Origin of the sequence: Alcanivorax sp. HI0007 (assembly GCF_001635525.1) — a bacterium.
GTDB lineage: Bacteria > Pseudomonadota > Gammaproteobacteria > Pseudomonadales > Alcanivoracaceae > Alcanivorax.
On record NZ_LWEJ01000257.1, the window covers coordinates 16897 to 41541 of the forward strand.

30 protein-coding genes and 3 tRNA genes are annotated in these 24645 nt (G+C 59.6%); 15 read left to right on the top strand and 18 right to left on the bottom strand.

The features are described 5' to 3' along the window. Nucleotides 1–104: 104 nt before the first annotated feature. Both A3714_RS14580 and A3714_RS14585 read right to left on the bottom strand, forming a co-directional pair. Nucleotides 105–1445 (bottom strand): sensor histidine kinase, encoded by a 1341-nt coding sequence (locus tag A3714_RS14580; protein WP_063509503.1) that lies wholly within the window; start codon nucleotides 1443–1445, stop codon nucleotides 105–107. After that, on the bottom strand, nucleotides 1445–2155 hold the full coding sequence (locus A3714_RS14585) for a response regulator transcription factor (RefSeq protein ID WP_063509502.1): 711 nt from the start codon (nucleotides 2153–2155) through the stop codon (nucleotides 1445–1447). Before A3714_RS14585 ends, A3714_RS14580 begins: the two co-directional genes overlap by 1 nt. Before the next feature lie 160 nt (nucleotides 2156–2315). Between A3714_RS14585 and A3714_RS14590 the strand changes: the two genes are divergently transcribed. The 3 genes from A3714_RS14590 to A3714_RS14600 are packed head-to-tail and all read left to right on the top strand — an operon-like array spanning nucleotide 2316 to nucleotide 4251. Beyond that, the gene (locus tag A3714_RS14590; RefSeq protein ID WP_063525802.1) at nucleotides 2316–2921 is read left to right on the top strand and encodes a PepSY-associated TM helix domain-containing protein; all 606 of its coding nucleotides are present in this window, start codon (nucleotides 2316–2318) and stop codon (nucleotides 2919–2921) included. Nucleotides 2922–2933: 12 nt separating this feature from the next. Further along, nucleotides 2934–3422: a DUF2271 domain-containing protein gene (locus tag A3714_RS14595; RefSeq protein WP_063508576.1), complete on the top strand. Its 489-nt coding sequence runs from the start codon at nucleotides 2934–2936 to the stop codon at nucleotides 3420–3422. Nucleotides 3423–3450: 28 nt separating this feature from the next. Further along, a complete protein-coding gene (locus A3714_RS14600) occupies nucleotides 3451–4251 on the top strand; it encodes a DUF4198 domain-containing protein (RefSeq protein WP_082844658.1) in 801 nt (266 codons plus the stop codon). Nucleotides 4252–4733: 482 nt separating this feature from the next. Here A3714_RS14600 and A3714_RS14605 read toward each other — a convergent pair whose 3' ends face one another. Further along, nucleotides 4734–6278 (bottom strand): adenylate/guanylate cyclase domain-containing protein, encoded by a 1545-nt coding sequence (locus tag A3714_RS14605; RefSeq protein ID WP_063508575.1) that lies wholly within the window; start codon nucleotides 6276–6278, stop codon nucleotides 4734–4736. 146 nt (nucleotides 6279–6424) lie between these two features. On the opposite strand from A3714_RS14605, the gene A3714_RS14610 reads away from it, so the two are divergent. The 4 genes from A3714_RS14610 to A3714_RS14625 all read left to right on the top strand — a co-directional run bounded on the left by A3714_RS14610 (nucleotide 6425) and on the right by A3714_RS14625 (nucleotide 9400). Next, a complete protein-coding gene (locus tag A3714_RS14610; protein ID WP_062817806.1) occupies nucleotides 6425–6982 on the top strand; it encodes a nitroreductase in 558 nt (185 codons plus the stop codon). Beyond that, nucleotides 6979–7422 carry a YiiD C-terminal domain-containing protein gene (locus A3714_RS14615; RefSeq protein WP_063508574.1) on the top strand — a complete coding sequence of 148 codons (444 nt, stop codon included), beginning with the start codon at nucleotides 6979–6981 and terminating at the stop codon, nucleotides 7420–7422. Before A3714_RS14610 ends, A3714_RS14615 begins: the two co-directional genes overlap by 4 nt. Before the next feature lie 128 nt (nucleotides 7423–7550). Next, nucleotides 7551–7638, top strand: a tRNA-Ser gene (locus A3714_RS14620). Nucleotides 7639–7921: 283 nt separating this feature from the next. Continuing rightward, a complete protein-coding gene (locus tag A3714_RS14625) occupies nucleotides 7922–9400 on the top strand; it encodes an AbgT family transporter (RefSeq protein ID WP_063508573.1) in 1479 nt (492 codons plus the stop codon). 149 nt (nucleotides 9401–9549) lie between these two features. Here the strand turns inward: A3714_RS14625 and A3714_RS14630 are convergent, their stop codons facing one another. From A3714_RS14630 to A3714_RS14660, 7 genes are all read right to left on the bottom strand, one after another. Beyond that, nucleotides 9550–9918, bottom strand: a complete 369-nt coding sequence (locus A3714_RS14630) for a DUF4870 domain-containing protein (RefSeq protein ID WP_062817809.1) — start codon at nucleotides 9916–9918, stop codon at nucleotides 9550–9552. Nucleotides 9919–9954: 36 nt separating this feature from the next. Then, entirely contained in the window at nucleotides 9955–10794 is an 840-nt protein-coding gene (queF, locus tag A3714_RS14635) for an NADPH-dependent 7-cyano-7-deazaguanine reductase QueF (protein ID WP_062817810.1), read from the bottom strand. 55 nt (nucleotides 10795–10849) lie between these two features. After that, complete coding sequence (locus A3714_RS14640) at nucleotides 10850–11623, bottom strand: ABC transporter permease (RefSeq protein WP_063508572.1); 774 nt, start codon at nucleotides 11621–11623, stop codon at nucleotides 10850–10852. After that, on the bottom strand, nucleotides 11620–12552 hold the full coding sequence (locus A3714_RS14645) for an ABC transporter ATP-binding protein (RefSeq protein WP_063508571.1): 933 nt from the start codon (nucleotides 12550–12552) through the stop codon (nucleotides 11620–11622). The genes A3714_RS14640 and A3714_RS14645 overlap by 4 nt, the downstream gene beginning before the upstream one ends. A gap of 44 nt (nucleotides 12553–12596) precedes the next feature. Then, nucleotides 12597–13268, bottom strand: coding sequence for a histidine phosphatase family protein (locus A3714_RS14650; protein ID WP_062817813.1), 672 nt, complete (start codon nucleotides 13266–13268; stop codon nucleotides 12597–12599). Between the two features lie 103 nt (nucleotides 13269–13371). Next, nucleotides 13372–13447 (bottom strand) — tRNA-Gly (locus tag A3714_RS14655). A 34-nt stretch (nucleotides 13448–13481) separates the two neighbouring features. Continuing rightward, nucleotides 13482–13557, bottom strand: a tRNA-Glu gene (locus A3714_RS14660). 185 nt (nucleotides 13558–13742) lie between these two features. On the opposite strand from A3714_RS14660, the gene A3714_RS14665 reads away from it, so the two are divergent. Then, nucleotides 13743–14396: a glutathione S-transferase family protein gene (locus A3714_RS14665; protein WP_063525801.1), complete on the top strand. Its 654-nt coding sequence runs from the start codon at nucleotides 13743–13745 to the stop codon at nucleotides 14394–14396. A gap of 150 nt (nucleotides 14397–14546) precedes the next feature. Here A3714_RS14665 and A3714_RS14670 read toward each other — a convergent pair whose 3' ends face one another. From A3714_RS14670 to ccmA, 8 genes are all read right to left on the bottom strand, one after another. After that, a complete protein-coding gene (locus A3714_RS14670) occupies nucleotides 14547–15050 on the bottom strand; it encodes a GDYXXLXY domain-containing protein (protein WP_063508296.1) in 504 nt (167 codons plus the stop codon). Next, nucleotides 15047–16363: a DUF2157 domain-containing protein gene (locus A3714_RS14675; protein WP_063508295.1), complete on the bottom strand. Its 1317-nt coding sequence runs from the start codon at nucleotides 16361–16363 to the stop codon at nucleotides 15047–15049. Before A3714_RS14675 ends, A3714_RS14670 begins: the two co-directional genes overlap by 4 nt. A 241-nt stretch (nucleotides 16364–16604) precedes the next feature. Continuing rightward, complete coding sequence (locus tag A3714_RS14680; RefSeq protein WP_062817817.1) at nucleotides 16605–18092, bottom strand: RimK family protein; 1488 nt, start codon at nucleotides 18090–18092, stop codon at nucleotides 16605–16607. A 238-nt stretch (nucleotides 18093–18330) separates the two neighbouring features. Next, nucleotides 18331–18786, bottom strand: coding sequence for a cytochrome c maturation protein CcmE (gene ccmE / locus A3714_RS14685; protein WP_063508294.1), 456 nt, complete (start codon nucleotides 18784–18786; stop codon nucleotides 18331–18333). After that, on the bottom strand, nucleotides 18783–18971 hold the full coding sequence (gene ccmD, locus A3714_RS14690) for a heme exporter protein CcmD (protein ID WP_062817819.1): 189 nt from the start codon (nucleotides 18969–18971) through the stop codon (nucleotides 18783–18785). The genes ccmE and ccmD overlap by 4 nt, the downstream gene beginning before the upstream one ends. Beyond that, complete coding sequence (gene ccmC / locus A3714_RS14695) at nucleotides 18971–19729, bottom strand: heme ABC transporter permease CcmC (RefSeq protein WP_062817820.1); 759 nt, start codon at nucleotides 19727–19729, stop codon at nucleotides 18971–18973. Before ccmC ends, ccmD begins: the two co-directional genes overlap by 1 nt. Before the next feature lie 15 nt (nucleotides 19730–19744). Continuing rightward, nucleotides 19745–20413: a heme exporter protein CcmB gene (ccmB, locus tag A3714_RS14700; RefSeq protein WP_063508293.1), complete on the bottom strand. Its 669-nt coding sequence runs from the start codon at nucleotides 20411–20413 to the stop codon at nucleotides 19745–19747. After that, on the bottom strand, nucleotides 20410–21039 hold the full coding sequence (ccmA, locus tag A3714_RS14705; RefSeq protein ID WP_063508292.1) for a cytochrome c biogenesis heme-transporting ATPase CcmA: 630 nt from the start codon (nucleotides 21037–21039) through the stop codon (nucleotides 20410–20412). Before ccmA ends, ccmB begins: the two co-directional genes overlap by 4 nt. A gap of 86 nt (nucleotides 21040–21125) precedes the next feature. Between ccmA and A3714_RS14710 the strand changes: the two genes are divergently transcribed. The 7 genes from A3714_RS14710 (at nucleotide 21126) to A3714_RS14735 (ending at nucleotide 24640) form a co-directional block, all read left to right on the top strand. Continuing rightward, nucleotides 21126–21677: a lipocalin family protein gene (locus A3714_RS14710; protein ID WP_063508291.1), complete on the top strand. Its 552-nt coding sequence runs from the start codon at nucleotides 21126–21128 to the stop codon at nucleotides 21675–21677. 3 nt (nucleotides 21678–21680) lie between these two features. Beyond that, nucleotides 21681–22088: a DUF4279 domain-containing protein gene (locus tag A3714_RS14715; protein ID WP_063508290.1), complete on the top strand. Its 408-nt coding sequence runs from the start codon at nucleotides 21681–21683 to the stop codon at nucleotides 22086–22088. Then, nucleotides 22072–22545 (top strand): CYTH domain-containing protein, encoded by a 474-nt coding sequence (locus A3714_RS14720; protein WP_063508289.1) that lies wholly within the window; start codon nucleotides 22072–22074, stop codon nucleotides 22543–22545. Before A3714_RS14715 ends, A3714_RS14720 begins: the two co-directional genes overlap by 17 nt. Then, nucleotides 22538–22708, top strand: a complete 171-nt coding sequence (locus tag A3714_RS18105) for a hypothetical protein (RefSeq protein WP_197463428.1) — start codon at nucleotides 22538–22540, stop codon at nucleotides 22706–22708. Before A3714_RS14720 ends, A3714_RS18105 begins: the two co-directional genes overlap by 8 nt. A gap of 70 nt (nucleotides 22709–22778) precedes the next feature. After that, nucleotides 22779–23624, top strand: coding sequence for a CHAD domain-containing protein (locus A3714_RS14725; protein WP_063508288.1), 846 nt, complete (start codon nucleotides 22779–22781; stop codon nucleotides 23622–23624). Nucleotides 23625–23772: 148 nt separating this feature from the next. Further along, nucleotides 23773–24090, top strand: coding sequence for a multidrug efflux SMR transporter (locus A3714_RS14730; protein ID WP_063508287.1), 318 nt, complete (start codon nucleotides 23773–23775; stop codon nucleotides 24088–24090). An 85-nt stretch (nucleotides 24091–24175) separates the two neighbouring features. Further along, the gene (locus A3714_RS14735; RefSeq protein WP_063508286.1) at nucleotides 24176–24640 is read left to right on the top strand and encodes a DUF1456 family protein; all 465 of its coding nucleotides are present in this window, start codon (nucleotides 24176–24178) and stop codon (nucleotides 24638–24640) included. Nucleotides 24641–24645 lie beyond the last annotated feature (5 nt).

Here is a 24645-nt window from a genome sequence, read left to right on the forward strand (position 1 = left end):
GACGGATCCCCCGAACACGGCCAGAGCCGCATAAACATGAATGAACATGCTTCACGGCAAGTGATGATATTGATTCTTATTTGCAGATAAAGAAGATTTACAAACTATACAGCCGCCGGCAGGCGCAGGTGGATCCGCAGACCTGGACTCACGTTTTCGGCCCATAGCTGGCCGCCCAGGCGCTGCACCGCACGGCGGGCAATGCTCAACCCCAGACCGAAACCACTGTTGCCGGCACGGGCACTGTCCAGCCGGACGAAAGGCGCGAAGATATCTTCCAGCCGCTCCGCAGGTACACCGGGCCCCTGATCGGTCACCCACAGGTGCCACCACATGCCTTCCCTGGCGCCGCAGAGGGACACACTTCCCTGGGCGGGAGAATAGCGCACCGCGTTCCGCACCAGGTTTTCCAGTACCTGGGCCAGGGCATTCAGATTGCCGCGGACCTGGGCGTCGACAGGCAAGTCACAGGGGAAGCGGGAGGGATGCCAATCACTTTCGAAAGCGGCGTTATCGCTCACCACATCCCACAATGCCAACAACGAGATTGACTCCTGCCCGGTGTCATCGGACTCCGTGTCCTGCCATCCCAGGGCCAGGGTATCGTTCACCAGGGTGCGCATCTGGATCAGCTCCCTGGCCACCCGTTGCCGCAGGGCTTGCTCGTCCATCTGGCTTTCCAGGGCCACCGCCAGACGACTGAGAGGCGTACGCAACTCGTGGGACATGTCATTGAGGAGCTGGCGCTGGGTGGTCAGCATGGCCGACACCTGTTCGGCCATGTGATTGAAGCTGCGGGCCACATCACCAAATTCGTCCCGGCGCTGACTCAGCGGTGGGTGGACCCGGGCCTCCGGGTCATCCTTGAATTGCATCACCTGCTGCTGCAAGCCGCGCAGCGGCCCGCGGACGCGCCAGAACAGCACCAATCCCAGTGCCAGGGCCACCAGAGCGGGCAACCCCACCATTAACAGGGACTCCCATATCGGCCAGTCCTGAGCGGGCATGAAGCGAGGCGGTAGCTGCATGACCAGGCGACCCTGTTCCGGTCGCTGGGGAAAAGGCACACCGATATAAGGCATGGAGCGATAACGAAAACTCATGCGCCACTCCAGCCCCCGCTGAAACCGCAGGCCGTCCCGCTCCGATTCTGTCAGAGGCATACCGCTGAGCGACTGGTCATGCTGGCTGACCACCATGATGTCGCCGGGTTCATGCTCAGCCACGGCAGCGATCCAGGCCGCCACACCCGGAGCCCCCTCCTTCAGCCAGGCTTGCTCCGCATCGGCGGCATAACCGCGCATCACGGTTTTCGCCTCATCACTGAGCAACAAAGCCCGGTTACTCAGAGTGCGATTGAGCCAGTGGCTGAGCGTGACGGTACACACCGCCGTTATCATCAGCAGCATTGCCAGTCGCCAAAGCAGGGAATGTCGATCAAGCATCACAGATGAGCGGTCACCAGGGTATAGCCCTGCCCCCAGACGGTGCGCACGGTGGATTCCGATACACCGGCAGCACGCAACTTGCGGCGCAGATGGCTGACATGCAAGTCCAGGCTACGGTCGTGGCGACCCCATCCCCGATACAGCACAGCCTGATAGAGGAAGGGCTTGCTCAACACCTGGTCACGGTGCTCCAGCAACACCTGCAGGAGACGGAATTCAGTGCCGGTCAGGCCCAGATCCTGATGCCGATAACTCGCACCCTGGCTAGCCTCGTCCAGCACCAGACCACCGGCGGTTTCCGTTAGCGCAGGCCGATGCCGCTCCAGGCTGACCCGCCGTAACAGCGCCTCCACCCGTACCGCCAGTTCGGCCATGCTGAACGGCTTGGGCAGGTAATCATCGGCGCCACCAATCAGCCCTTGAATCCTGGCCTGCTCGTCACCCAGGGCGGACACCACGATCACGGGCACCGGGCTTTTCCGGCGAAGCTGTGCCAGCAATTCCAGCCCATTCAGACCGGGCAGCAGGATATCCAGCAATACCAAATCAAAGTCACCGGAAGCCGCCGCCGCCAAACCCCGGGCGCCATCCGCACAGAGGGTGGTTTGATAACGGCGCTCCGTCAGAAAATCACGCAGATGGGCGCCGAGTAGCGCATCGTCTTCGATGATCAGCAGGCGGGAAGGGATATGGGCAACGGCATTCATTCGCGAATGATAAGAATTACCATTCGCTGAATCCAGCATTATTTGAATCAAATTCAAGAAAGGGCTCCGTCTTACATTCTTTACAGCCCCCGCGTCTATTTAAAAAGAACCATTCTCATTACCATCCCTGGCATCGAAATTTGCCGAGCCCTCCCCCGCTGTGAACAAGAAACGCAAAGCCTTCTGGCTGAAACAGCTCCACCAATGGCACTGGATCACCTCGGCCCTGTGCCTGATCAGCCTGCTGTTATTCAGCCTCACCGGGATCACCCTGAACCACGCCAGCGCTATTCATGCAGATCCGGCGGTACAGGAACAGGAAGCCTTATTGCCCACCCCACTGCGGCAACAGCTCGCCCTCAGGCAAGAAGGGGCCCTGCCCATGCCCGTCCGCGTCTGGCTGGAACAGGAGATGCAGATCCGTACCGGTGACAAAGTCGCCGAATGGTCCGCCGGGGAAGTCTACCTGGCCCTGCCCCGCCCCGGCGGCGATGCCTGGCTGGCCATTGATCTCAATGATGGCAGCGTGCTGGCCGAGCAGACCGACCGGGGCTGGATCGCCTTTTTCAATGACCTGCACAAGGGACGGCATACCGGCGCGGCCTGGACCTGGTTTATCGACATCTTCGCCGTGGCCAGTCTGCTGTTCGCACTCACCGGCCTGGGGCTGATGATGCTCCACGCCAAACGTCGTCCGGCCACCTGGCCGGTGACCCTGGCCGGGCTGGCACTGCCCTGGTTACTGATCGTGTTTTTCATGCACTAAAAGGACAGCCCCATGCGTTTACTCCCCGTCTTGCTGTTTTCTCTGCTGGCCGGTTATGCCGGCGCCGATACCTTTCAGGTGGAAGTGGAAATCCCCCGATTAAGAGTGGCGGAATACCACGCGCCCTACGTGGCCTTCTGGGTAGAAAACAGTGATCGCAGCACCATCCTGCCACTGGGCCTGTGGTACGACGACCAGGAAAAGTGGCTCAAGGATATCCGCCAATGGTGGCGACGTACCGGCCGTGGCCAGCAAAAGCCCTATGACGGCCTCACCGGCGCCACCCGCAGCCCGGGCAAACACTCGGTGGATTTCAGCGAACTGCAACGCCTGCAGGAGCTGCCGAAGGGGAATTACCAACTGGTGGTGGAAGCCTCTCGGGAAGTGGGCGGCCGTGAAGTGGTGCGTCTGCCCTTCCAGTGGCCCGCCAGCCGACCTCAGCAACACCAGGCTAACGGTAGCAGTGAACTGGGCACCGTCACGTTGACCCTCACCCCCTGACGCCAATCACCATGAAAAGGAGAACACCATGAACACCACACTGAAGCGCATCAGCCTGTTATCCCTGCTGGCAATGGCATTGCCCGCCCAGGCCCACAAGCTGTGGCTGCTGCCCAGCCATACCAGTATCTCCGAGCCCCAGTGGGTCACCGTGGATGCCAGCATCTCCAATGACATCTTCGCCGTGGAGCGCGCCTACCCGCTGGATTATCTGCAAGTCACCGGCCCGGATGGTCAGGCCGCTACCGTGGAAAATCTGCTTAAAGGTCACCGCCGCAGCGTCTTCGATGTGAACCTGGACAAACCCGGCAGCTACCGGATCGCCGTGGCCAACCCCGGTTATTTCCTGATGTACCAGGTGAACGGTGAACGTCAACGCGCCCGAGGCATGGATGCGGACAAACTGCTCGCCGAGCTCCCCCAAAATGCCAGCGACGTAACCCTGATTGAAGTCCATAACCGCCTGGAGACTGTGGTCACCTTGGGCGCTCCGACCCCCATTGCGCCCACCGGTAAAGGCATGGAACTGGAAATGCTGACCCACCCCAACGATCTGTACGCGGGTGAAACCTCGCAATGGCGTCTGCTGGTAGACGGCAAACCGGCCACCGGTGTGGCAATGGAACTGGTCCCCGGCGGCACCCGTTATCGGGATAGCCAGGACAACTGGACCGTGATCAGCGACGACAAGGGGTTGCTGTCCATCTCCTGGCCGGCCGCCGGTCGCTACTACCTGGAAGCCGCCAGCACTGATGACAAGGTCAGCAACCCGAAAGCCGACCAGCGCCGGCTACAATATCTAGGGACCGTGGAAGTGTTGCCGATGTGAGAGCAGCGGCGAGCTACTAGCTGCTTGCTTCGAGTGTACCGCGGGTGGGGCCGTGCCAAACGGCAAGCGCCCTGCCCGCGACATTATCTCCAACCTTCATGTTGGAGCTATGCTTGCATAGCGAACCGAGCGTAGCGAGGCGAGAAAGAATTGTCGTCCGCCGTTCTTTCTGAAACCTGTCGGGCGCTGAACTTCCTGATCGCCGTGCGGGCGATTTCCCCACAAACGCGGTTCGCACCTCAAGAGGTATTATTCGCTTCGCTCACCCTTCGGGCCGCACGGAACTACGTGCGTTACTCCGCTGCGCTACGTTCCTACAGTGGCTTCGTAGAAACGCCAAGGTCCCAGGAACTTCCCAACCTTTCCCTATCCAACCGAGCGTAGCTCGTAGCTCGTAGCTCGTAGCTCGTAGCTCGTAGCTCGTAGCTCGTAGCTCGTAGCTCGTAGCTCGTAGCTCGTAGCTCGTAGCTCGAAAATATCCCTTAAACCCTGACTTCGGTTTGCACTTTTTTCGCGGCACGGCCCATCACATCGATGATTTTTTCCCGTTCGCGTTTTTTCAGTTCGGCGCTTTTCACGTGCAAGCTGAAGCCCTCCGCTTCAAAGTCCAGGTCCACCGTCTTGTCCTGTTTCAGGTCAGTGGCGGATCGGGCCAGCGTCTTGAGGATGGAGTTCTTGTCGAAATTGCGCACCCGCTGCACATCCAGATGAATGCCGAAGCCCTGGGTTTCAGCGGATACATAGCGGTTGCGGGCGCCGGCATCCTTCTTGGCCCCCATGGCTTCATACACCGGAATCGGCCGGTTGAATCCCTTGACCTGAATGTCGCCAATATTGCGGCACTGAATACGGTCTTTCACCAGCTCCTGGGTGGCCTGGGAAATCAGCACACCACCGGGGCGACAGGCGGATTCCAGTCGGCTGGCCAGATTCACGTCGGTACCCAGAATGGTGTAATCCATTCGCGAGTCGGTACCGAAATTGCCTACTGTCACATAGCCGGTGTTGATACCAATGCGGATTTCCAGCTTGTGATCAATGCCCTCCCGCTTCCAGCGCTGACGCAGCAGTTTCATCTGCTCCTGCATTTCGATGGCCATCATGACACAGTGGAAAGCATCTTCCTGGGCGCCGGCGCTTTTGGGATCGCCAAAAAATACCATCACCGCGTCCCCGATAAACTTGTCGATGGTGCCGCCATGACGCAAAGCGATGCGGGTCATTTCACTGAGATAGGTATTGAGCATGCTGGTCAGGGTTTCCAGCGGCAGCTCCTCGGAAATGGCACTGAAGCCCTTGATGTCGGAAAAGAACACCGTCAGCCGTTTGCGGCGGGTTTCCAGCTTGGCATCACGCTTACCGGAAAACAGCGATCCCCACACCTGGGGCGGCAGATACTTGGCCAGTTTGCGCGACATATCCACCGCCTGCTTCTGCTGGCGGCGCACGGCATCCTGGGCTTGCTTCAGATAACGGGCCTGGAGATGCGCAAAGGCGGAAGATGCCCCCACATAGATCCCCAGGCCCAACAGGGAAATGACCGTCAGCAAGATCGGTGACTGCTCCACCGGCAAGGCGGGAAAACCCAGAATCCAGCCCATCACCAGCGCACCGATGGCCGTCATCAACAGGTTCAGTAGCCAGGGCTTCAGGCCACCACTGCTCACCGCATTGGCATGCACAATGATCAACAACACCATCGAGGGCACCAACGCGAAATGCAGCAGGGCACAGACCACACCGATGATCATCGCATCGGCCTGCATCAAAAGTGTATGAACCGGCTTTTGCGGGCGATCCTGCCTTTCGGCCAGAAGCAGCAAGCCTTGGGCGGTCAAAGGATATACAAGCAACCCCGCCACCCCGAGCATGTAAATCTGTGGGTACAATTCCAGCTTGAGGCCGGCCATAAGAATCATGGCAGCCACGAGAAAAGCCAGTAAACGGATGTAATTGGCCTGACGCCGCGCCCGCTCCATGGGACCGATATGCAGTCGGCGGGCTTTCTTTTTGATTGAGCTTGGCATGTGAACCGTTTCACGTGATTTGCGAGAAGCTTATCCGTTTCCCTTCTAAGAAAAAAGACTGGCATGATCAAAGGCAGACAGATAGCGGTGACTGGGACTTGTTATCAAATCGGGCTACCATGGCGCCCCAGTACAAGGAGCCCTGAATGGACACCATCACCGCCCTGACCACCCGTGTTTCCAGCCCCCGTCTGGACCAGCCAGGCCCCAGCGATGAGCAGCTCGACCTGTTGCTGCGCGCGGCTATCCGTGCACCGGACCATGGCCTGTTGCGTCCCTGGCGGTTTATCGTCCTGGAAGGCGAGCAACGGGAACGGCTGGGCGACATCATGGAAGCCCAACTCCTGGAGGAGCAGCCGGAGGCCGATACACGCAGCCGGGAAATTGCCCGCAGCAAGGCAATGCGTGCACCGACCATCATCGTTGCCGTGGCGGAGGTCACCGAGAACCACAAGATTCCCGTGTGGGAACAGGTGCTGGCCGTTGGCGCCGCCGTACAGAACATGATGGTCGCCGCCTATGAACTGAACCTGGGCGCCATGTGGCGAACCGGTGCCATGGCCAACTCCGATCTGGCCAAGCGCATGCTGGGCTTTGCCCCCAAGGATCAGGTGGTGGCCTACCTGTATCTGGGCACCCCGCTGGGCAATCTGAAAAGCCTGCCGGATGAGTCACCCGCCGACTTCATCCGTACCCTGCCATGATGGATCTGGCCGCGCTGGGAGAACGGGTCCGCGACGCCATCCCCCTGACCCGGCATCTGGATTTCACCTTCGCCGATTTCGACGGTCTCTGCCTGGTCGTCACCGCGCCCTTGGCGCCCAACCACAATGACAAGGGCACCTTCTTTGCCGGCAGCCAGTCTGCCCTGCTCACTCTGGCCGGCTGGGGACTGACCACGCTGGCGGCCCAGAAGAGCGGTCACCCGGCCGACGTGGTGGCCGTGGAAACCTCGCTGGAATACAAATTACCGCTGGACGGTGATCTGCATATCGCCGCGACCATCAGCGAAGAAGACCGGGATCGCTTCACCCAGCGTCTCAGCCGACGGGGCAAGGCCACGCTTCGCATTCATGCCACGGGCACTGCCTCCGACGGCCAGGTGGTTTGCCTGTATCAGGGCCTGTACCTGGCTAGAACCTGAATCTCCAGCCCGGAACTGCTCAAACCCTGACCAACCAGGCAGTGAGGCGCTTGCCTCAGGCCCCACCCTCCGGTACTCTACGCGCCCTCAAGAGTTGGCCAGATGGCTCTTGAGCACAATCAGTTCAAGGTGGGGTGTCCGAGTGGCCGAAGGAGCACGCCTGGAAAGTGTGTATACGGAAACGTATCGAGGGTTCGAATCCCTCCCCCACCGCCAAATTTAAAAAAGCCCCGCAATGCGGGGCTTTTTTGTGGGCGCCATGAGGGAGTTGAACCCTCACAACGCCAGGCGATATCTTTCCGCGAAACCGGTAAAGATGAAACGCCTTCCGCCATCTGTTGGAGCTATGCTTGCCCCCCAAGGGGGATCTGCGACATGCGAACCTTCTCCAACCATTCGCCATGCAAGCATAGCTCCTACGAAACACCGCCCTCGATCCCCCTTGTTCCCGCTAGCCGCTCCTCGCTAAAGTAATCCGATTACCACAAGGGGCCACACCATGACCAACACCCCCGGCTGGCTGGGCCGACTGGAAACGCTGGGCAACAAACTGCCCCACCCGACCCTGCTGTTTGTCTGGCTTTGCCTGTTGCTGCTTCCGCTCACCGCAGTATTGGGAGCAATGGGGCTATCCACCGTGCATCCGCTCAGCGACGAGACGGTAACGGTGCGCTCGCTGGTCGACGGCGACGGCATTCGCTATCTGTTCACCTCCTTGGTGGGCAACTTCACCGGCTTTGCACCGCTGGGCATCGTGCTGGTGGCCATGCTGGGGCTGGGCGTGGCAGAGCAGTCCGGGCTGTTGTCAGTAAGCCTGGCCAGTCTGGTGCGACGGGCGTCCGGACGCACCCTGGTGATCACGGTGGCCTTTGCCGGGGTCCTCTCCAGCCTCACCGTGGATGCGGGCTATGTGGTGCTGATCCCGTTGGCCGGGCTGGTATTTCAGCTTGCCGGTCGCTCCCCCATCGCCGGCATCGCCACCGCCTTTGCAGCGGTATCCGGCGGCTTCAGCGCCAACCTTTTAGTGGGGCCGGTGGACGCTACCCTGGCCGGCCTGTCCACGGAAGCCGCCCGGATTGTGGACCCGAGCCGAACCGTGGATGCCACCGGCAATTACTGGTTCATTATCGTCTCCACCTTTCTGGTCACCGCACTGGTCACCCTGGTCACCCAGCGCATCACCGAACCCAGGCTGGCCAACCAGCCACGTGGAGAGGCCTCCACCCCGGAAGTGCCAAGCAGCCACCCCCACGCCCTGAAATGGACGCTGGCCACCCTGGTGCTGCTGCTGGGGGGCATTGCCTTGCTGGTGCTACCCGCCGATGCGCCCCTGCGCCACCAGGACACCGGTGGCATCCTCGGCTCGCCGTTCATTCACGGGCTGGTAGTGATCGTGGCGGTCATCGCAGGGGTGTGTGGTGCGGTGTATGGGCGGATGAGCGGCCAGTTTCGCAATGCCGGCGACATCATCAGTGCCATGGAAACCACCATGGCTTCCATGGCCGGCTACCTGGTGCTGATGTTTTTCGCCGCTCAGTTTGTGGCCTGGTTCAATTACAGTCAGCTGGGACTGCTGCTCGCCATTGAGGGCGCTGCCTGGCTGGGCAGCCTGACGCTCCCCAAGGTGGTGCTGTTGCTGTTTTTCGTATTGCTTGCCGCTCTGATCAATTTATTGATCGGCAGCGCTTCGGCCAAGTGGTCTATCCTGGCGCCCATCTTTGTACCCATGCTGATGCTGCTGGGCATCTCCCCGGAAGCAACCCAGGCGGCCTACCGGGTGGGTGATTCCAGCACCAATATCATCACCCCGCTGATGCCCTATTTCGTACTGGTACTGGGCTTCGCTCGCCGCTATCAGCCAGACACCGGTATCGGCACCCTGATCGCCCTGATGCTGCCTTATAGCCTGACGTTGTTGCTGGGGTGGTCGGTCTTGCTGGGAGTGTGGATCGGGTTTGGCTGGCCGTTGGGGCCTTAAAGGCAGCAGCAAGCCCCAAGCTTCAAGCTGCAACACGAGGTAAAGACATTGCCAAATTCCAGTCGCCGTGCTCCGCGCTGAAACTCTCTTAAAACAAAAAAACCGCGTCCAAAGGGTGCGGTTTTTTTGTAGCTTGTAGCTTGTAGCTATTATTTAATCAACCGAATGGTCAACGGATAACGATACCGCTCTCCGCCATTGGCCTTCACCGCGGCGATGATGGTCATCACCAACCAGAAGATACCGATGATCGGCAACAGCAGACCGCCGATGACCACAAACATCAGCAGGAAGGCAATAAAGCCGGCAATGGAAATGGTGATGTTGAAGTTCAATGCTTCCTTGCCCTGGTCATCGACAAAGGCACTTTCATCTTTCTTGACCAGCCACATGATCAGTGGCCCCAGGATATTCCCGAACGGCACCACCAGACCCGCCAGCGCCAGGAGGTGGCAGGCAAGGCCCAGGCTGCGTTCTTCCGGTTTGGGTTCGCTCTGGGTCTGTTCCAGATCCGACATTATTCGCTCCTTGATAACGATGTTGGCTTGATGATGTTACTGACGGATGGTGCGTCGATTCGGTAAGGGCTGCTCGCTGTTGGAGCGGAACGGATTGATGTCGATGCCTCCCCGGCGCGTAAAGCGACCATAAACGGTCAGGTGGCGTGGGGAGCACTGGCGCATCAGATCCACGAACATCTGCTCGATAATCTGTTCATGGAACCCCTGGTGATTTCGCAGGGACACCACATAACGCAGAAAACTGGCAGGGCTGATGGCGCGACCGGTGTAGCGCACCACCACCGTGGCCCAGTCCGGCTGGTTGGTTACCGGGCAATGGCTACGTAACAAGTGGGAATAAAGCTGGCCGGTCTGCTCGGCCCCCTGGTCGCACAGCAGCAGGTCGGGCCGGTATTCATAGTGCTCAAACCCGATATCAATGTTATCCACGCACTGACCACGATCTTCCCAGACCGGAAAACCGGCGGATTCTTCCAGGGAATACAGCAACACTTCCATATTGCCACCCACGGTCTGGGCCACATCCTTTTCAATGGCGGCGCGTACCTTGTCTCGACTTTCAAAACGGGTGTTGGCAAAGGAATTCAGATACAGCTTGAGCGACTTGGATTCCACAATATTGGGGGTAGTACAGGGAATACGCAGCTCGCACAGGGCCACCACCGGCTTGCCTTTTTCATTGAGCCAGGACAGCTCGTAGGCATTCCAGATATCCGTGCCGTGGAACGGCAGGCTGGTATCCTCATCGCCAAGCTCTTCCAGCTCCAGGGATTCCCGCGCATCCCAGCGCGGCACCGGGCACAACAACGAGGGCATGTACTCATCCACATAATCGGTGGACCGCCCCAGTGGCGTTTCCTTCAAATAACTCATGATTACCTCTTGGCACACCCGTCCATGGATTATATTCCCATCATAATCCGATTGTTTAGTGGCGAATACCCGTACCCCGTTGCAACAGCCACAGTGCCAGCAGATAGAACGCCACCACAAACATCAGGATCGCTCCCAGTGAAGCGTAGACATTCACATCACTGACACCCAGCACGCCGTAACGGAAGGCATTGACCATGTAAACGATGGGGTTCGCCAGGCTCACTGTCCGCCAGAATTCCGGCAGTAAATCGATGGAATAGAACACCCCGCCCAGGTAGGTCAGCGGCGTCAGAATAAAGGTGGGAACGATGGAAATATCATCGAACTTGTTGGCAAAGATGGCGTTGATGAAACCGCCCAGGGCAAACAGGGCCGCCGTCAGTATCACCACGGTGATGGTAATCAGCAGGTGCTGCATGGACAGATGGGTGAAAAACAGACTGAGCAGGCTGACGATCAGGCCCACCAGCATCCCGCGCACCATCCCACCAACGATAAAGCCATTGAGGATCACGTGGGCCGGCATCGGCGACACCAGCATCTCTTCAATGGAATGCTGGAACTTGGTGGAAAAGAACGAGCTCACCACATTGCCGTAGCTGTTCTGTATCACGCTCATCATGATCAGGCCGGGGACGATGTACTGCATGTAATTAAACCCGCCCATCTCACCGATGCGGCTCCCGATGAGATTGCCGAAGATCACGAAGTACAGGGTCATGGTGATCGCCGGAGGCAGCAATGTCTGCGGCCATATCCGGGTAAAACGACGGATTTCCTTGGTAACGATGGTGAGAAAGGCCACCCACTGTTGGTATGCACTCATGATGCCTGCTCCCCGGGCAGGTTCTGCTCCACCAGTCGCACAAACAATTCCTCCAGCCGGTTGGCCTTGTTACGCATACTCATCACTTCGAAGTGCTGATCCGCCAACGCCACAAACAGGGTGTTGAGGCTTTGTGATTTGGGTACCGCCACTTCCAGCATTCGGGAATCTTTCAGCCACACCTCGAACCCCTCCAGCACCGGCTCCTCGGTGACCGGCCGGGCCAGATCCAGAATAAAGGTTTCCACCTGCAGTTTTTCCAGCAGGGATTTCATGTCGGTATTTTCCACGATGGTGCCGTGATCAATGATGGCAATGTGGCGACACAGGGATTCCGCCTCTTCCAGATAATGCGTGGTGAGAATGATCGTTTTGCCTTCACCGTTGATGCGGGTAAGGAAATCCCACATGGAACGGCGCAGCTCGATATCCACCCCGGCGGTGGGCTCATCCAGAATCAGCAGTTCCGGTTCATGCACCAGCGCCCGGGCAATCATCAACCTGCGCTTCATGCCGCCGGACAGGGTCCGAGACTGTTTGTCGCGTTTTTCCCACAGGCCCAGCTGGCGCAGGTATTTCTCCGCCCGTTCTCGAGCCAGGGGCGCGGGGATGCCATAAAAACCCGCCTGGGTGACGACGATGTCGAACACCTTTTCAAACTGGTTGAAGTTGAATTCCTGGGGCACCACGCCAATTTTCTGCTTGGCCAGGGCCCGTTCGGTATCCAGGGAATAGCCGAAGATACTCACCTCTCCGCCGGTCTTGTTGACCAGGGAACTGATCACACCGATGGTGGTGGATTTGCCCGCACCGTTGGGGCCAAGCAGGGCAAAGAAGTCACCCTTCTCCACCTGCAGATCGATGCCCTTGAGCGCCTGCACACCATTGGCATAGGTCTTGGTCAGATTACGAATCGTCAGAGCAGACAAGGATTACCTCGCCAAAATAGTCGAATGGATGGTGAAGAGAGAGATCAGTGGTCAAGCACCCGGTGGCCATGTTCACCACGCCAGACCCAGTGCATCTGCCCACCGCTGAACCACACCCATAGCCCTTCCATCATCCAGGGCCAGTCTTCTTCGCTGATGCGGCGGCGGCCATGCAGCTCGGCCACCAGCACCGCCAGAATGGTGTCATGGGTCACGTGAACATTGAGGTGGCCACTGGCAGGCTCCCGGGCTTTCAGGTAAGCCGCCAGCTTGCTGCGGCCTTCTGCCGGGGACAGCATGCCGTCGAACGGCTCCTGAAGGTGCTGATTGAGAAACCGGAAGGCCCCCATTTTCAGGAAGGTGGGCCCCACCTGGTTCAGGTCCTCCACATAGCACCCCGGCTCCACCAGGGTGGTATCCGTGGTGATATCGGGAATCTCATCAATCAGCCCCGCCTTGCGGGCGCCTTCTGCCATGGCGATGGCAGTATTCACACAGCGCCCCACCGGGCTGGAATAGAACGCCTCCACCGGCCGCGCCAGCTGGGCGCCCCATTCACGGGCCATGTCGATACCTTCCGGGGTCAGCGGCAACCGATAGTCGGCAAAGCCGTTCTTGGCCAACTCACGCACAGAATGCCGTGTCAGCAGATGAACAGGCTTGTCCTGCGGTAACAGGTTGAGGGCTTCCAGCAATCGGGGGTGTAGGCGGGCCATAGTCTCTTCGCTTTCGGTCAGTCCCTAGTGTAAGGGCCGCCCGGTTGAAAGCAAATGACAGGGCCGGAAACGACGAAGGGACCCGAAAGGGTCCCTTCTGATTTGGAGCGGGAAACGAGATTCGAACTCGCGACCCCGACCTTGGCAAGGTCGTGCTCTACCAACTGAGCTATTCCCGCTTAACTTTTTGCCAGCTAACGACCAGCGAATTAGTGGCGTCCCCTAGGGGAGTCGAACCCCTGTTACCGCCGTGAAAGGGCGGTGTCCTGGGCCACTAGACGAAGGGGACCCGGGCTTGACGTGGTACGTCAAAGCGGCGCGTAGAATAGGTATCTGATCGGCCAGCGTCAAGGAAAAATTTTGGCCCGGTCCGTCATTGACCCGAAAAACCTGTGCTGCTCTGATATTGGCGCGCTATAACGGCGAAACTTTCGCCACACCGTTGAAAAAACAACCATTTACCGGGAGAGACCCATGACCATCAAGCTGTACGGAGCCGCCCTGTCACCCTTCGTTCGCAAGACCCGCGTGGTGCTGGCACTGAAAGGAGTTGACTACGAAGCCGTACATATCGACCCCAACAATCCACCGGAAGGCTACGAAAAGATCAGCCCCATGAAACGCATTCCGGCCCTGGAAGTGGACGGCCAGTATCTGGCGGATTCTGCCGCCATCTGCGCCTACCTGGAGAAGGTCTACCCGGAACCGGCCCTCTACCCCACCGACCCCATGGAACTGGGGCGGGCAATCTGGTTCCAGCGTTATGTGGACTATGACCTGGCCATGCGCTGTACCTTCGCCGTGTTCCGCAACCGGGTAGTGATGCGCCTGATCGGCAAGGAGTGCGATGAAGAGAAAGTGCAGCACGCCCTGACCACCACCATCCCGCCCCTGTTTGCCTATCTGGACAAGGAACTGAAGGGTCGTGAGTTCCTGGTTGGCGACAGCCTGAGCGTGGCGGATATCAGCCTGGCCAGCCAGCTGGTCAACTTCAAACACGGTGGCGAAAGCATCGATCCGGCCAACTACCCCAACCTGGCCGCCCACACCGAGCGCATGCACGCCCTGGAGCCCTTTGCCAAAACCATTGAGAAGGAGTCCGGGTTTATTCAAAAAATAATGGGGTAAAGCAATTAATAATGAATAATTAATAGTTAAAAACTACGCGTGAAAGCGGACAGAGACCTGCAACGCAAGAGGCCGCGCCCAAGCCATGGACGCGGCCTCTTGCGTTTCATAAGCAGGAACCCAGGATCGCGCGTTATTAATTATTCACTATTAATTATCAATTGCTTTAGTCTCCACCGTCACCAGCGCCGCCCGACCATTCGGTGCCACCTTCAGCACCGCCACAGCACCGTCCCGTAATTCCCGCTCCAGTTGCAGCGCCTTTTCCTTCGGGGCAAACAGGGCCTCGATGCCGTAGGTGACTCGGCGGGTGCCGCCCCAGGGCAAACCGCTGACTCTGCCGCGCAGGTAAAGACCCTGCGCCGGGGGCTGGTGGGACGGAGTCAGTCCGCGCCACAGGTCGCCGTCTTGCTCGAGAGGCAGATAAATCACGTCCCCGGGACGAAATCCTGTCGCAGGCAGGGTGCTGAACTCGTAGCCCAGGCGGGCATAGTTACCGCGGAACAGATCCCGCGGGTCCACCGGACGGGTTTCCACACGGATTTCCTCGCCCAGCCATAGCGGGTAGAAACCGTTCGCAAAGACCCCGGCGAGAATCACCACTTGCAGGGTAAGCGCGGCCAGCAAGGCCAGGCCCAGAGTGCGCTGTTTCATGCCTGTCCCTCCCCGCTTTCCGGCGCCACAAGACGCTGCTGGCGACGCCAGTAGCGCGCCGCGCCATAGAGCACCGCCGCCGCCACCAGGAACATGGCCGCGGCGCCCAGGTAATCACCGAACAGATCCAGATAGCGCATCACCGCCAGCGCCAATACCAGGGCAATGCCGCTGTAGAAGAACTGGCTGAGGCCACGCCGCAAGCCCTCCTGAATCAGCACAATGGCCGACAACAACGCCAGCAGATTCACCGCCACCGCAAACAGCATGGCATCGTCCCGACTCAACAAACCATGAATCGCCAGCATCACGAATGGCAGCAGCATGACCAGCAACCGCCCGCCGGTCTGTCCCAGACGGCGAAACACCAACAATGATGACGCCAGCAAGGCCGGCAGCAGCCCCAGCCACAACCCCGGGTCCGTCAACCCGGCCTGCTCATGGAGGTAACCTTCGGAGAATTCGCTGAACGTGAACGGCAGCAACAGCAACAGATAGCCCCGCAGGGTCCATAGTCCGATCAGACTGCCGGCCCGTTGCCTGTGCAAGGCAGGGCGACTGCCCAGCCAACAGACCAGCGCATAGAGCAACGCCAGCAGGCCCAGATTCAGGGTTAGATGCCCGGCCTCGAAATCCGGCCCGCGCGGGTAGCCATAGGCCCAGCCCAGCAACAGATTCAGCCAGCTCACCGCCACTGCCGCCAGCACCAGCATCAGCCCCGCGGATCGGGCCTGTACCGCCACCGTCAGCCCCACTGCCATGAACAGGGCCATGGCCCAGGGCGGTGAAAACTGACCTTCGGCAAACAGCCAGAGCATGGCCACCGCCAGCATCAGCAGGGTAATCACCCGGCTACGCACCAGCCAGGCCATGGGTGCCACGCCCAGTGCCCAGTAAAACAGGCCATCCGGGAAATGTTCGCCCAGGTGGTAGATCTGCGCGATCAGCATGATCGAGGCGCCATAGCTGATGCCGCCGAGAAACAGCCAGCCGATACCCTCTCGGCGCTGCAGGTATTGATAGATGCCCACCCCGTTCAACGCCACGGTGGTGGCAATCAAGCCCAGCATGCGCACGGCCCGGGGGATCGTCTCCCAGTTGGCTGACACCAGCAGCAGGATGGCCATACCGACAAATAACAAGGCCACAGTGACCAGCACCTTGTAGGCCAGTGAACTGTCGGAATCGTCGTCCAGGCGGGTGCCGTAGCGGGCCAGAATGCGGTTGCCCTGGTCTTCACTGATATCGCCGTCGTCCACCCACTGGCGACATTCGCTACGCAGCTCGCGACGCAATAACCCGAGAAGTTGCATGGAGAGTTCCTTGTGCTTTTCTTCGATCAGACCTGACAAGATCGCGAAAGGCAACGGCGGGGTGTTACGGAAAATGAGACAAGGCGTTCAATAGAACGCTTTCTTGTTGGGAAACGGAGCCAGACCCTCCTCCGGTGCTACCTCAACCCTATTCGCCATGCGAGCATGGCTCCAACGGGGAGAGGTTGGCACCGGTGGGGGGAATCGCGCCGCCAGCGACGCTCCTACGGAAAGGGAGAGGCTACACCGGCAGGCCGATGCGCTTGGCCTCCATGCGACGCAGGAACTCCAGCATCACCTGGCGATAAAGATCCTCGCCCAACCAGGCGTCTTCCACCCCGGCATCGATGTTCGGGTTGTCGTTCACCTCGATCACTACCACCTGGTCCCCGGACTGTTTCAGGTCCACGCCATAGAGACCATTGCCCATCAGCTTTGCGGCCTTGAGGGCGGCTTTCAGCACCTTGGGCGGGACTTCCTGTACCGGCAGGGTACGGCTGTTGCCGGATTCGGTCTTGCCGCCGCTCTGGTGGTGGTAGATCTGCCAGTGCCCTTTGCTCATGAAATACTGACAGGCGAACAGGGGCCGGTTGTTCAGCACGCCGATGCGCCAGTCGTAATCCGTGTACATAAAGGCCTGGGCCAATACCACCGACGACTGTTTCAGGTAATCCCGCAGGCTGGTGGCCAGCTCTTCGCGGGTCTTCACCTTGCTGATACCCCGGGAAAAACTGCCGTCAGGAATCTTCAACACCATGGGCAGTTTCAGCTCGTCGATCAGTCGGTCAATCTGCTCATCGTCATCGCTGAACACAAAAGCCGTTGGCGGCACCGGCACCCCATTGGCCTGCATCAGTTCCGCCAGGTAGATCTTGTTGGTGCAGCGCAGGATCGAACCCGGGTCATCCATCACCACCATGCCCTCCTGTTCTGCCTTGCGGGCGAACTGGTAGGTATGGTGATCCAGTGCAGTAGTCTCGCGGATAAACAGACCGTCGTACTCACCCAGGCGGGTGTAGGCATCACGGCCGATCTGGTCCACGCGAATCCCCAGCTGACGTCCGGCCCGGATAAAACGCTTCAACGCCGCCTTGTCACTGGGCGGCAACGCCTCTTCCTCATTAACCAGCATGGCCAGTTCGTAGCGGTCACTGCGACGGCGGCGCGGGTTGCGCCAGACACGGGCATTGAACTGCTCCAGGGCCTGGGCAAAGGCATCTTCCTCGGCCCCTTTCAGTTGCTTCAGGGCCAGCGGCTTCAACGCTTCGATGGTCCACTGCTCGCGGCGACGGAACTCCACCTTCAACAACGGACAGGGTAACTGATCAAAAATCTGCCGCCCCAGGTCAGCCAGGCCTTCCTGGGTGGTGTGGCCGAAGTACAGCATCAGCGAGAAGTGATCCGTCCCACTGCCCTTGCGTTTCATGGCCTTGTCCAGCGCCGCTTCGAATTGACCGAAATGCAGGCCATAAAGCGCCTTGCGGCTCAGGTCATTCACTGTTCGTACGGACGGCAACACCCGCTGCCCGCGAGCTTCCGCCAGCAGGGAACAGTAGTAGCCGGGGCTGAGGTATTTATAGCTGCGGCACAGGTTGATCACCTGCACTTTCTTGTCGGTACAGACCGGTTGCTGTGCCTGCAGATACTCCCGGGCGGAGAGCAGATGGCGGGCGGGATAGTAGGCGGCCCAGTCTGCCGGGTCGTCGACCAGAATAATAACCTGACTCATGAAAAGCCCTAAATTGCGAGGTGCCGGAGATGGCACCGATACCCGCGAATGTAGGGCCAGACAGGGAGGGGTAGCAAGCGGTTTTATTCAGTTAACAGTGAATAGTGAACAGTTAACAGCGGCGCGGTCCAGCGCCGGTTCAACTACAAGCAAAGAGGCCGCGCCCATGCCATGGACGCGGCCTCTCATCTTGCAAAGCAGGACCAGGCCCACTCGCGAACTGTTCACTGTTAACTATTCACTGTTCACTGCCTTTCTTCGCTCCCGGATGACCGGCCTTTTCCAGGGCATCCTGGACTTCCGGCGGCATGTAGGTTTCGTCGTGCTTGGCCAGCACTTCCTCGGCCTCAAAGCGGTTGCGGCTTATCAGGGTGCCGTTGGCGACGATGCCCTGCCCCTCGCGAAACAGGTCCGGCAGGATACCCTGATAGTGCACGGTAAAGCGGCCCTTGCCATCGGTGAGCACAAACTGCACGTCCAGGGTCTCCTGGTCGCGCACCACACTGCCCTCTTCCACCAGGCCACCCACACGCATCTGGGTTTCCAGCGGCGCCTCACCGGCCATCACCTGCTGGGGAGTGAAAAACAGATTGATGTTCTGGCGCAGCGCATAAAACATCAATCCGCAGGCGATAGCCAGGCCCACCAGAATGGAGACCACCAGGATCAGTCGCTGCTTGCGTGCCGCATTCATTGTTCAGATTCTCCCAGAGAGTCACGGCGCTGTTGCCGTGCCAGACGTTGACGCACCTGTCCCTGCCCGCGTATCGCCAACACCATGTTGGCGATGATCAAAAGCGCACTGACTCCGTAGGCGCTCCAGACATAAAATCCATGTTTTCCCATGGCCAGAAAATCGGCAAAACTGTCGAAAGCCATCAGTGCTCGCCCTCCTTCACCCGTTTGCTCACCCACTTGCTGCGCCGTTCCCGCCACAGCACCTCAGTGCGAGCGCGTAGCAGCACATTGACGGCATAGAGCAACCACAGGCCCAGCATGCTCAACAGCAGCGGATACTTCATGGCCGGATCAATGGTGGATTCACCGAACATCTTCAGGGTGGAACCCTGATGGAGGGTCTGCACCCATTCCACGGAATACTTCACGATCACCACATTGATCACCCCCACCATGGCCAGCAGGCCCGCGGCCCGGGCTGCCTGACGGGGATCGCGGATGACCGCCTGCAGGGCAATCACGCCCACATACATGAACAGCAGAATCAGCATGGAGGTCATGCGCGCATCCCACTGCCAGTAGGTACCCCAGGTAGGTTTGCCCCACAGGGCACCGGTCACCAGGGAAATGGCCGCCAGCGCCGCCCCAAAGGGAGCGATGGACTTGAGCATGACCTCCGCCATCTTCATGCGCCAGACCACCGCCACCAGACCGGACACGCCCAGGGCCATGTAGCCCATCAGGGCACCGCTGGATGCGGGCACGTGAATGAAGATGATCCGGTAGCTGTTGCCCTGCTGATAATCCGCCGGGGCAAATGCCAATCCCCAGACCAGGCCCGCCGCCAGAGTCAGCAAGGCAATGGGCGTCAGCCAGGGCAGTACCCGGGAGCTGAAGGTGTAGAAATAGCGCGGTGAGCCCAGCATGTGGTACCACCGCTTCAACGTTTGCCAGACCATTTCGTTATCTGAACCTCAATTCCCTGAACTGATTTTGAGACCGGCGCTCACCGCCAAGGGTCCCAGACTGATCGTTAATGCCAGCAAGGCACCCAGAATCGCCAGAATGCCATCCACATTGGCGCCACCGGCCGCTGCACTCACCGCCCCGGCGCCAAAAATCAGCACCGGGATATACAGGGGCAGCACCAGCACGGCGAGCAGGATACCACCTCGGTTGAGTCCTACCGTGAGGGCCGCGCCAATGGCGCCGACAATGGTCAGCGCCGGGGTACCCAATAGCAGGCTCAACATCACCGTCCCCAGGGCTTCATCCGGCAGTTGCAGCATGTGTCCCAGCAGCGGCGAAATCAGCACCAGCGGCAGACCGGTGAGCAACCAGTGAGCCAGCAATTTGGCCAGCACCGGCACCACCGGCATCACGGGGGCCGTGAGCAACATGTCCAGCACACCGCTTTCCTGATCCCGGCGGAACAGCCCATCCAGGGACAACATCACCGCCAACAGAGCCGCCACCCAGAGCACCCCCGGCGCCACGGTAGCCAGCAATTCCGGTTTCGGGGAGATTGCCAGCGGAAACAGGCTGATCACCATCACGAAGAAAAACAGCGGATTGATGATCTCCGCCGGGCTGCGCCATAGCACCAGCAATTCCCGACCCAGCGCGGCACGGAAGGTATTCATGAAAGCACCTCGGCACGGCCATTCTCCAGATGCAGACGCTGCACGCCGTCGCCAACCCGGTGGTGGGAGGTATAGATCACCAGGGAGCCGGCCTCAGCGGCCTGCTGCATCTGCGCATCCAGTTGTGCCACGCCGTCCTGGTCGATGGCCGTATAGGGTTCGTCGAGCACCCACACCGCTTTGCGTTCCAGCCACAACCGCGCCAGGGCAACGCGCCGTTTCTGGCCGGCAGAGAGGTGTGCTGCCGGCACATCCTCGAAACCCCGCAACCCTGCCGCCGCCAGGGCCGCCATGGGGTCACCGGCCTGATGGTTCAGGGCGCAGGCATAGCGCAGGTTTTCCAGCGGATTGAGCTCTTCGCGGACACCGGGCTGGTGCCCCAGATACAACAGGTCCTGCTGCCATTGAGGCTGCCACCAGCGTCGCTCGCCCTCAAAGAAGCCATGCAGCCCCACCAGAATCCGCAACAGGGTGGTCTTGCCGGCGCCGTTGGCACCGGTAATCTGCCAGATTTCCCCGGCGCGTGCGGTCAGGCTCAGGCCACTGAACAGCATGCGATCGTCGCGCTCGCAGCCCAGTTGCACAAGCTCCAGTCTGGTGGATGAATCGGACAAAATTGCCTCCATGGAACAGCGCGGCAGTATAGCATGCCCATTCATGTCAGGCTTGATTCAGGCTAGCCTGTCACTCTACCCACAAAGAGGATATCTCCATGCGACTGATACCGGGATTGTTCACCCTGCTCCTCGCCAGCCTGCTGGGCGCCTGCGGCGGGGACAAGCCCCTGGCCACCGTCGACCAGGTAGAACTGGAACGCTACAGCGGCACCTGGTATGAAATCGCCCGCCTGCCCCAGTGGTTCCAGCGCGGTTGCTATAACTCCACCGCCACTTACTCTCTCAATGAGGATGGCACCGTGCGCGTGGTCAACCGCTGCCAACGTGACGGCGAGGAACCCAGCGTAGCGGAAGGCACCGCCCGGGTGGTCCCCGGTTCTGACAATGCCAAACTCAAGGTGCGTTTCGACAGCTGGATATCCAAACTGTTACCCACCATCACCGAGGGCAATTACTGGATCATTGCCCTGGACAAGAATTACCAGACGGTGGTGATCGGCGAACCGAGCCGGGAATACCTGTGGATTCTGGCACGTAGCCCGGAGCTGCCAGATGATCAATATCAAGCATTGCTGCAGCTGGCCGAAAGCAAGGGCTTTCCGGTGAACGAGCTGCAACGCAACCGCGACCTGCAACCGGAACAGTGAGCCATGGAACACCACGTCTATTTTACGGTGTTCGGCTTTGACCATGATCCCCGCCAACTGGATCTGCTACTGGGGCAAAACGCTGACGATTACTGGCATGAAGGGGAAAGCTTCAGCGAGGCCTTCCCCGAGGCGCGCCGCCGGGAAAATCGCTGGATCCTCTCCAGCCAGCTGGACCACACCGCCAGCCACCGGGATCATTTCGAGAAACTGCTCTACAAACTCAAGCGCCTGTCGCCGCAACTGCAGGCCCTGGATCCGGGCTACCGTTTCGGCATTGGCGTGTCACATTACTTCGTGATGGACGACCCGGCGTTCTACTTGCCCGCCGAAATTCTCGAGGGCTATGAAAGCCTGGGCTTTGCCATCACCTTCGATCAACTGGGACTCGACCATGGCACAGGAAATTGAGCGCAAGTTTCTTATCAACGATCCGCGCATCGTGGATTCACTGGCCGGCGAACGGCTGACGCAGGGTTACCTGAGCCACGACAAGAACGCCACCGTACGCGTTCGCATTGCCGGCACCCGCGGCTGGCTGACCATCAAGGGCAAAACCGTGGGCGCCACCCGCAGCGAATTCGAGTACCCGGTGCCGGAGCAAGACGCCAGGCAAATGCTGGATGAACTGTGCGGCGCCGGCGTCATCGACAAGACCCGCTACCGCCTGCCCCAGGGCGCGCTGTGCTGGGAAATTGATGTCTTCCATGGTGACAACGATGGACTCATCGTTGCTGAAATCGAACTGCCCAGTGAAGACACCCCCTTCGACAAACCCGACTGGCTGGGCGAAGAAGTCACCGGCGATCCCCGCTATTACAACAGCGCACTGAGCAGCACGCCCTTCAACCAGTGGGCCGATGACTGAGCACCGCTATACCCTCTGGCGCCAGGACGAAAACGGCATCCGGGCCAGAGTGGCTGACTACCCGAGTCGCCAGGCAGCGGAACAGGCCCGTCAGCACTATGAGGCCCTGGGCCACAAGCAGATCTACTGGGTGGAAGACAATGGTGAAGCTGGCGCTCAGTGAATCTGGGATAATGTTCATCACGACGCAGTCATAATATCCCGACAGACTCAGGAGGATGACGGAGGGAACCATGGACGAGAACACCCTGGTTGAACGGCTATGCCAGCAGGCCATCCGCATTAATGCGCAGGCACTGGCAGATCTGCAGCATCAACCCCTGCCCGCCAATGCCGTACACGACTGCCGGGTGGCCGTGAAACGGCTGCGCGCCCAATGGCAACTGCTGCGCCCCTGGCTCAGCCGCGACGATCACCGCGCCTTTGATCACGGCATCCGCAGTGCCGCCCGGCTGCTGGCCGGCGCCCGCGACAACCACGTCATGCCCGCCACGCTGCAGAAACTGGCCAGTAAGGCCGACAAGCCCCGCCGACATTCCCTGAGCCGGGTGGCAAGCACACTGTTCAGCGACACCGACCTGCAGCCGGAAACCCACCACCATCAGGAAGCCATCACCGCCTTCGCCCAGGACCAGCAATATTGGCAGTCGCTGGCCCTGAGCATCAGCGACCATGAGTTGCTGGTCAGTGGTCTGGCGCGCACCTACAAGCAGTGCCGCAATCGCACTATCAAGGCCCAGGGCGGCAGCGACCCGCAACCCTGGCATGACCTGCGCAAATGGGTGAAGTACCTGCTCTATCAGCAGCAGGCCCTGGCGGATCAGGACATCCACACACCCTGCCACGATGCGGACCTGGAGCGCCTGGGCAAGAAACTGGGCAAACTCCACGACCTGCACATGCTCCGCGAGCATGTGCTGGCACACAGCCACGCCATCGAGAAGCAGAAAGATCTGGCCCATACCCTGGATGCCATCCACGGGCGGGAAAAACGTCTGCTGAAGAAATGCCAGACGGAAAGCCAACGCCTGTTTCAGATGCCCACCAAAAAATGGATCACCGGGGTGACCGCCAGCTGACCGCTCAGGGGAACTTTTCCTTCCTTGCCCACTTCCAAGGGCTTGATACAATCACCAATCCGGTGCCCGAGGACGACCTCGATCACGGCACTCACGGGCAGGCTGTTGAAAAGCCTGCCAGGGGACGACCCCATGCAGGAGTTTTATCATGGCATGGGTTCTGGTCATTCTCGCCGGCATCCTCGAATCCGGCTGGGCACTGGGGCTGAAAGCCAGCCACGGCTTCACCCGCCCGCTTCCTTCCCTGTTAACCGTCATCAGCATGGCCGCCAGCTTCTGGCTATTGGCCAAAGCCATGCAGACCCTGCCCGTGGGCACCACCTACGCGGTGTGGACCGGCATGGGCACCATCGGCACCGTGCTGCTGGGTATTCTGCTGTTCCAGGATGCCGTCAACGCGCCGCGTTTGCTGTGTCTGGGGCTGATTCTGGCGGGCATGGTCGGGCTGAAGATTTTCACCCCGTAAGCCCGAACAATAGGGGCGTGTCCCGGTTACCGGTTCCCTGTAACATGGGCCCACGCCCTCTCCTGCCGCTCACTACAGGTTTTCCATGCTTAATAATGACGTTCTGCGCCGCGCTCGCTATATTTTCGACTTTGACGATAGCCGCATGATCGGCGTCTTCGCCGAAGCCGGCGAAACCGTGACCCGGGAACAGATCAGCGACTGGCTGAAAAAAGATGACGATCCGGCCTTCCAGAAGTGCAACGACCGCACCCTGGCAATCTTTCTCAATGGCCTGATCAATGCCCTGCGTGGCAAAAAGCCCGGCCCGCAACCGGAACCGGAATCCCGCCTGACCAACAACATGATTTTCATGAAACTGAAGATCGCACTGAACCTGCAGGCCGAGGACGTGCTGGCCATTCTGGAACTGGCCAACTTCCGTTTGAGTAAACACGAGCTCAGCGCATTCTTCCGCAAACCCGGCCACAAGCATTATCGGGAGTGCAAGGACCAGATCCTGCGTAATTTCCTGACAGGACTACAGATACAGTTTCGCGACGGGGAATAAACCGT